The organism is Streptococcus sp. DD11, from assembly GCF_001578865.1.
Classification (GTDB): Bacteria; Bacillota; Bacilli; order Lactobacillales; family Streptococcaceae; genus Streptococcus; species Streptococcus panodentis.
This window is the reverse complement of the sequence record NZ_KQ969396.1, coordinates 238,129-245,620: the sequence shown is the minus strand read 5'-3', so window position 1 is coordinate 245,620 and position 7,492 is coordinate 238,129. Positions and strand designations below refer to the sequence as shown.

Below are 7,492 nucleotides of genomic sequence, written 5' to 3'. Positions count from 1 at the left end.
AGTAGTGGACGGTGTGGCGGACGCTGTGCTGCAGGCCAGCAGCCAGGATGCCGTCGATGTCCTCAAAGCCCGTCAGAAGCCAAGTGTTGAGCTGTCCAATGAAGTGCTGGAAGAAACAGTTGATGTGGTGATTGTCGGTGCCGGTGCAGCTGGTGTAGCTGCGGCTCTTCGGGCAGAAGAGCTCGGTTTGTCCGTCATTTTACTCGAAAAATTAAGCTTTATCGGAGGGGCAATCTCCGTATCAGGCGGCAATCAGGTCGTCATGGGCTCACGGCTGCAAAAAGAAGCCGGCGTGACGGACGATACGGCTGAGCTTATGGTCGAAGATTTTCTGGCCAATGGCAATCAGGCCAACGTCAGAGAGCTCCTGCAGCTCTTGGCTGACAATATCGGCCAGACAACGGACTGGGTGCATGACTATGTCGGTGTTCAGTACGATATGAAAGGCGGCCTCCATGTCCTGGCCGAATACCGCAAGGACCGGGAGCTGGCTTATGATCATGGCGGTCATGGCTTTGCTGCGGCTGTCCGCAGCAAGGTAGCGGACTCAGCCGTGCAGCTCCTTCTGCAGACCAAGGCTCAGCAGCTTCTGACCGACGGCGCAGGCAATGTCACCGGCTTGGTGGCAGTCGAAGACAGCGGCAGGACCCACCGGATTTCGGCCAAGGCTGTGGTTCTGACGACCGGCGGCTACGGCAACAACAAACAGCTGCTGCCTAAGCGGCTCAAAGATGTCCTCTTCTACGGGACCCGCTCCTCTATGGGGGAAGGCCTTCTCATGGCCCAGGCCCACGGCATTGATGCTGCGACGGTCATGCTGGATCAAGGAAAGATCTACCCCAATGGTGTAGAAGTAGCTCAGGGCACAGCTAAGTCGACCATAGGAGGCAATATTGCTGTCCTGCGTGAAAACGGTCTGTTGGTCAATACCAACGGCCAGCGGGTCATTAATGAGCGGGCCAGCAATCATGATATTCTGGACGTTCTGATGGAACAAGAGCCCAAGGTTCTTTATCTGCTGCTGGATCAGGAACACTTCTCTATTTTCCGTGAGGAAGTGGCTGAAGGCGGTATTTCTCAGGCGGATATTGACCAGTGGCTGGAGAATAACGGTTCCAGGACCCCATATTTCTTCCATGCGGACAATCTGCAGGCACTGGCTGATTTGGCCGGTATGGATCGGCAGGCACTGGCTGCTACTGTCGAGCGCTACAATCACTTTGTAGAACAAGGTGTCGATGAAGATTTTGGCCGTCAGAGTCGATTCCTGCAGAAGAAGGTCGGGCAGGGGCCTTACTATCTCATTGAGCAGAAACCGCGCTTTGCCACCACGATGGGCGGCTTGGTTGTCAATAGCCAGCTGGAAGTGCTCAATACGAAAGGAAAGGTCATCCAAGGCCTCTATGCTGCTGGCGAAGTCGTCGGCGGTGTCATGGGGACGGACTCTCCATCCGGCGCCAATAATGCCTGGGCCCTGACCTCTGGTAAGCTGGCTGCCGAAAGCATTAAAGGGGATTAATTCCCTCTACTTACAGCTTTTCATTGTATCACTCCGAGCTTATCTCGGGGTGATTTTTAGACTGTCTGTCTTGTCTTATATAGTCATTTAGTATGCTTTTAGCAGGGAGAGTGAGACAGCCTCCCATGATGGCTGTGTCCTCACCCACAGAGGGATGTATCTTTGGAAGGATACTGTATAAAAAGACGATACTCTCCGAAAATCTCTTCACACGGTGTCAGCTCTCCGGACCGTTGGAGCAATGCGAAACCGACGGCGGCTGCGTTCGCATTTTGAAGTGTCCGTTCAGCCGCTGCCTCGCTTGACATTGCTTAGTCAGAGTCCATTTGTCCGAAAATTTGCTGAAAGTTCTGAAAGTTATTGAAAAAGTCCCGGAATTTTTTAGAATTTCTGGGGCTTTTATGATAGAATAGTAATAATGAAAGAAGCTGCGAGGAATTCTATGGAATTAACAACCAATGCCAAGGGCTTAAGGGGCACTCTGCGGGTGCCGGGTGATAAGTCAATCAGCCACCGCTCCATCATTTTTGGCAGTTTAGCCAAGGGAGTGACCACTGTTCATGATATCCTGCGTGGGGAAGATGTCCTTTCGACCATGCAGGTTTTCCGTGATTTAGGGGTGCAGATAGAGGATGACGGCCGGACGGTCAGGATCTTCGGCGTCGGCTTTGACGGCCTGCAAGCTCCTAAACATAAGCTGGATATGGGTAACTCGGGGACCTCTATCCGCTTGATTTCCGGTGTTTTGGCCGGACAGGACTTTGAAGCTGAGATGTTCGGTGACGACAGCCTGTCCAAGCGGCCCATGGACCGGGTGACCATTCCCCTGCGGCAGATGGGGGTGCAGATCTCCGGCCAGACCGAGCGTGACCTGCCGCCTCTGACCATTCGCGGCAGCAAGACCCTCAAGCCTATCCGCTATCAGCTGCCGGTGGCTTCTGCTCAGGTCAAATCCGCTCTGATTTTTGCTGCTTTGCAGGCTCAGGGTGAATCCGTCATCATCGAAAAGGAGCTGACCCGCAACCATACCGAGGATATGATTGTCCAGTTTGGCGGACAGATTGCTGTTGATGGCAAGGAAATCCGCATAGAGGGCGGTCAGCAGCTGCAGGCTCAGCAGGTAACGGTACCGGGCGATATTTCCAGTGCGGCCTTTTGGCTGGTAGCGGGCCTGATTGTCCCGGATTCCAAGATTGTTTTGGAGAATGTCGGCATCAATGAAAGCCGGACGGGCATTTTGGATGTCATACAGGCTATGGGCGGCAGGATTCGCCTGTCCAATGTGGACCAAGTGGCCAAATCAGCTACCATTACGGTTGAAAGCTCTGAGCTGAAAGGGACAGACATCGGCGGCAGTATTATCCCGCGCCTGATTGATGAGCTGCCTATTATCGCCCTCTTGGCGACGCAGGCTCAGGGAAGGACAGTTATCCGGGACGCTGAGGAGCTCAAGGTCAAGGAAACCGACCGCATTCAGGTGGTGGCTGACGCTCTCAACAGCATGGGCGCAGCGATTGTCCCGACAGAGGACGGCATGATTATCGAGGGGAAAACAGCCCTTCATGGTGCGGCGGTCAATACCTTTGGCGATCACCGCATTGGTATGATGACGGCGATTGCAGCCCTTTTGGCAGCAGAAGGAAAGATGGCACTGGAACGAGCAGAAGCTATCAATACCAGCTACCCAAGCTTTTTTACTGATTTGGAGGAACTACTACATGGCTAAAATTTTACTAGGATTTATGGGAGCGGGTAAGACTACGGTCGGCCGTCTTTTGGACCCCAATTTCCATGATATGGATGAGTTAATCGTTGAAAAGATCGGCATGTCTATCAATGACTTTTTTGCACAAGAGGGAGAAGATGCCTTCCGCCGTCTGGAAGCGGCCATGCTGGAGAGCCTGCTGCAGGATGAAGTGGACATCATTTCTCCCGGCGGGGGAATCGTGGTCAATCCTCATAACCGTGAGCTGCTGGAAAAAAATCCGCATAATATTTACCTAAGGGTTGATTTTGATACCCTCTATGAGCGGATCGAAAATGATGTGGCCATGCAACGGCCGCTTTTCCTCAATAACAGCCGTGAGCAGTTTAAGGAAATTTTTGAAGGACGTCTGCCTTTCTATGAACGGATTGCTACCCATATTATTGATGTAGCAGATAAGAGCCCAGAAGAAATTGCGGAGCTGATTCGATGCTTGTAGGATACCTAGGACCCAAGGGGTCTTTTTCTCACCATGTCGCCCAAAAGGCCTTTCCCCAAGACGATCTAGTCCCTTATCAGAATATTACTGAGGTTATGAAGGCTTATGAAGCCGGTCAGGTGGATTACTCGGTCGTTCCGGTGGAAAACTCGATTGAAGGCAGCGTCCATGAAACGCTGGACTATCTCTTTCACCAGTCGGAGATCCAGGCGGTAGCTGAGGTTATCCAGCCAATCAAGCAGCAGCTGCTGGCTGTTGAGCTTGGCAGGCCTATTGAGAAGGTCTTTTCTCACCCTCAGGCCATTGCTCAGGGGAAAAAGTATATCCGCCGGCACTTTCCCCATGCCCAGTTTGAAATGACGGCCAGTACAGCCAATGCGGCCCGCTTAGTGGCTGAGCATCCGGACCGGCAGTATGCAGCCATCGCACCGCACAGTGCGGCCGATGAGTACGGCCTGCAGGTAGTGGCCCGGGACATTCAGGAAATGGAGGAAAACTACACCCGTTTCTGGATTTTGGGCCATCATCTGCCTCAGCTCAGCCTGCCTCAGCAGGGAGAGAAGCAGACGCTGGCTCTGACCTTGCCGGACAATCTGCCCGGAGCTCTTTATAAGGCCCTGTCAACTTTTGCCTGGCGCGGTATTGACCTGACCAAGATTGAAAGCCGCCCTCTGAAGACGGCTTTGGGCGAGTATTTCTTCATCATTGATATTGACAATGGACAGAAAAATTTGGCGGATTTTGCCTTTCAAGAGTTGACAAGTCTGGGAATTACTTATAAAATTTTTGGTAGCTACAATGTTTTTCAAATTCCAGAGAAATAGATTGGAGAAGAGATGAAAAAATCAGAAAATCTTAGCCATCATGAGCAGCTCCGCTTGGATTATCTCTACAAGAATTACTATTATCTAAACGACAAAGAGAAAAAAGAATTTTCCTATCTGCGCCAGAAATCAAAAGGTCAGGCTGTGCCATCCGGCAGTCCCCAAGCCAGCCGCTATGAGGAGCCGTCTGCGTCCCAGTCTGCTGCTCCGGCAGAAGAGCCGGCTGAGACAGACTCGTCAGGCCTGTTGCCCAAATACCCTGAGCAGCCTTCACGCAGCCGCAAAGAGCGAAAGGCACAGCAAGCGGCTGCAGAGACAGCATCTGGAGGGCAGCAGCCCAAGAAAAAAGGCAAGAAAATCCGCTTCAAACGAATCCTTCTCTGGCTGGGAATTTTCCTGCTCATGGTCTTGGGCGGCATGATTTTCATGTTTATCAAAGGACTGACCACAGCCAATAACGGCAATTCCAAACCGGCTGAGACCGAATATTTTGATGGTCAGGATACCAAGGATGGCGTCAATATCCTCATTTTAGGAACGGACGGCCGGGTCGGAGAGGATTCGACGGAGACGCGGACCGACTCGATTATGGTCTTGAATGTGGGCAATAAGGACCACAAGATTAAGCTGGTCAGCTTCATGCGCGATACCCTGATTCATATCGATGGCATCAGCAATGAATACAGCGACCCTTCGCAGGCAGATTACTATGACCAAAAGCTCAATTCGGCCTATACGATTGGCGAGCAGAATCACAATCGCGGGGCAGACTATGTCCGTCAGATGCTCAAGGATAATTTTGACTTGGACATCAAATACTATGCCCTGGTGGACTTCCAGACTTTCGCGACAGCCATTGATACTCTTTTTCCCAATGGTGTCAGCATGAATGCTCAGTTTTCAACCATTGACGGTGAAGCAGTGTCGGAGGTAGAAGTGCCTGACGATCTCAATATGCAGGACGGCGTCGTACCCAACCAGACCATCAAGGTCGGCCAGCAGCAGATGGACGGCCGGACCCTGCTCAATTATGCCCGCTTCCGCAAGGATGACGAGGGGGACTTTGGCCGGACCCGCCGCCAGCAGGAAGTCCTGACGGCTATCTTCCAGCAGGTCAAGGACCCGACCAAGCTCTTTACCGGATCAGAAGCCCTGGGCAAGGTCTTTGCCCTGACCTCGACCAATGTGCCTTACAGCTTCCTTTTGACCAACGGTATTTCACTGGCAGCAGACTCCCGCAATGGGGTTGAGCGCCTGACAATACCGGAAAACGGTGACTGGATCGATACCTATGACATGTACGGCGGCCAAGGCCTCCTGATTGATTTTGACGCTTATAAAGAACGATTAGCCCAGCTTGGTTTCCGATAAATGGTATAATAGGGAGGCTGAAAAAATCTCAGCCTCCTTTTATGATGGCCAAAAGCTCTTGACGTAGCAGCTGATTGCTCAAAATGGAGGTTTTGAGGTTATAGATAAAGCTTCCGAGAGGAAGTAACAAAAGCACTGCTTTGAGGTTTTGGATGAAGGCGCTGGGACTAGGACCTACAGAGATTTAATTTTCAGATTCGCTCCACCGCCTTTTCTTTTGGAAATGGCAGAGTATAAAGCAGAAAGTGAAGAATATGTTAAAAAAGAATGATGTGATAGAAGTTGAAATCGTGGACCTGAGCCACGAGGGAGCCGGTATAGCCAAGATTGACGGGCTGGTTTTCTTTGTAGAAAATGCCCTGCCGGGTGAGCTCATCCACATGCGCGTGCTCAAGGTTAATAAAAAAATTGGTTTTGGCAAGGTGGAGGAATTTCTCCGTACTTCAGACCAGCGCAATCAAAATCTTGACATGGCCTACCTGCGGACCGGCATTGCGGACTTGGGGCATCTGAGCTACCCAGCCCAGCTGGACTTCAAGCGCAAGCAGGTCAAGGACAGCCTCTATAAGATTGCCGGTATTGCGGATGCAGAGGTCCTGCCCACACTGGGCATGGATGAGCCGCTGCACTATCGCAACAAAGCACAGGTACCAGTCCGCCGGGTCAAGGACCAGCTGGAAACCGGCTTCTTCAGAAAACATTCCCACGACCTTCTGCCAATCGAAGATTTTTACATTCAGGATCCGGTCATTGACCAAGTTATCCTTTTTACCCGGGATTTGCTGCGTCGTTTTGACATCAAACCCTATGATGAAAAGGAAAGAACCGGTCTCATCCGCAGTCTGGTGGTCCGCCGGGGGCATTATTCAGGGGAAATCATGGTCATTCTGGTGACGACCCGGCCTAAGATTTTCCGCATGGACCAGCTGGTGGAGCGGCTGCTGGCAGCTTTTCCTGCAATCAAGTCCATTATGCAGAACATCAACGACCAGCCGGGCAATGCAATCTTCGGCAAGGAATTCCGCACTCTCTACGGTCAGGACTACATCACAGATTGCATGCTGGGCAATGACTTTCAAATTGCGGCACCTGCCTTTTATCAAGTCAATACCGAGATGGCAGAAAAGCTCTATCAGACAGCGATTGACTTCTCCGGACTGACCGCAGAAGATATGGTGCTGGATGCTTACTCGGGCATTGGCACAATCGGCCTGTCAGTCGCTAAGCAGGTCAAGCAGGTCTATGGTGTGGAGGTAATTCCAGAAGCGGTTGAAAACAGCCAGAAGAATGCGGCTCTCAACGGCATCACCAACGCCAGCTATGTCTGTGCAGCGGCTGAAAAGGCCATCCAAGATTGGCTCAAGGAAGGCATTCGTCCCAATGTCATTCTGGTGGATCCGCCGCGCAAGGGCTTGACTGAAAGCTTTATCAAGGCCAGCGCAGCTATGCAGCCAGACAAAATCACCTACATCTCCTGCAATCCTGCCACCATGGCGCGTGACATCAAACTTTACCAAGAGCAGGGCTATATACTCAAGCAGGTTCAGCCAGTGGACTTATTCCCGCAGACGCAT

At 51.7% G+C, this 7,492-nt stretch carries 6 protein-coding genes; all 6 read left to right on the top strand.

The window, feature by feature from the left end:
- The coding region (locus tag STRDD11_RS10570) for an FAD-dependent oxidoreductase (protein ID WP_128837337.1) at positions 1 to 1,519 on the top strand (1,519 nt) is incomplete at its 5' end.
- Positions 1,520 to 1,961: 442 nt separating this feature from the next.
- The gene (gene aroA / locus STRDD11_RS10565) at positions 1,962 to 3,245 is read left to right on the top strand and encodes a 3-phosphoshikimate 1-carboxyvinyltransferase (RefSeq protein ID WP_128837257.1); all 1,284 of its coding nucleotides are present in this window, start codon (positions 1,962 to 1,964) and stop codon (positions 3,243 to 3,245) included.
- Positions 3,238 to 3,723 carry a shikimate kinase gene (locus STRDD11_RS10560; protein WP_128837256.1) on the top strand — a complete coding sequence of 162 codons (486 nt, stop codon included), beginning with the start codon at positions 3,238 to 3,240 and terminating at the stop codon, positions 3,721 to 3,723. The genes aroA and STRDD11_RS10560 overlap by 8 nt, the downstream gene beginning before the upstream one ends.
- Positions 3,714 to 4,547 carry a prephenate dehydratase gene (gene pheA / locus STRDD11_RS10555; protein WP_128837255.1) on the top strand — a complete coding sequence of 278 codons (834 nt, stop codon included), beginning with the start codon at positions 3,714 to 3,716 and terminating at the stop codon, positions 4,545 to 4,547. Before STRDD11_RS10560 ends, pheA begins: the two co-directional genes overlap by 10 nt.
- Before the next feature lie 12 nt (positions 4,548 to 4,559).
- Positions 4,560 to 5,918, top strand: coding sequence for an LCP family protein (locus STRDD11_RS10550; protein ID WP_128837254.1), 1,359 nt, complete (start codon positions 4,560 to 4,562; stop codon positions 5,916 to 5,918).
- A gap of 254 nt (positions 5,919 to 6,172) precedes the next feature.
- On the top strand, positions 6,173 to 7,492 hold a 1,320-nt coding region (rlmD, locus tag STRDD11_RS10545), incomplete at its 3' end, for a 23S rRNA (uracil(1939)-C(5))-methyltransferase RlmD (protein ID WP_128837336.1).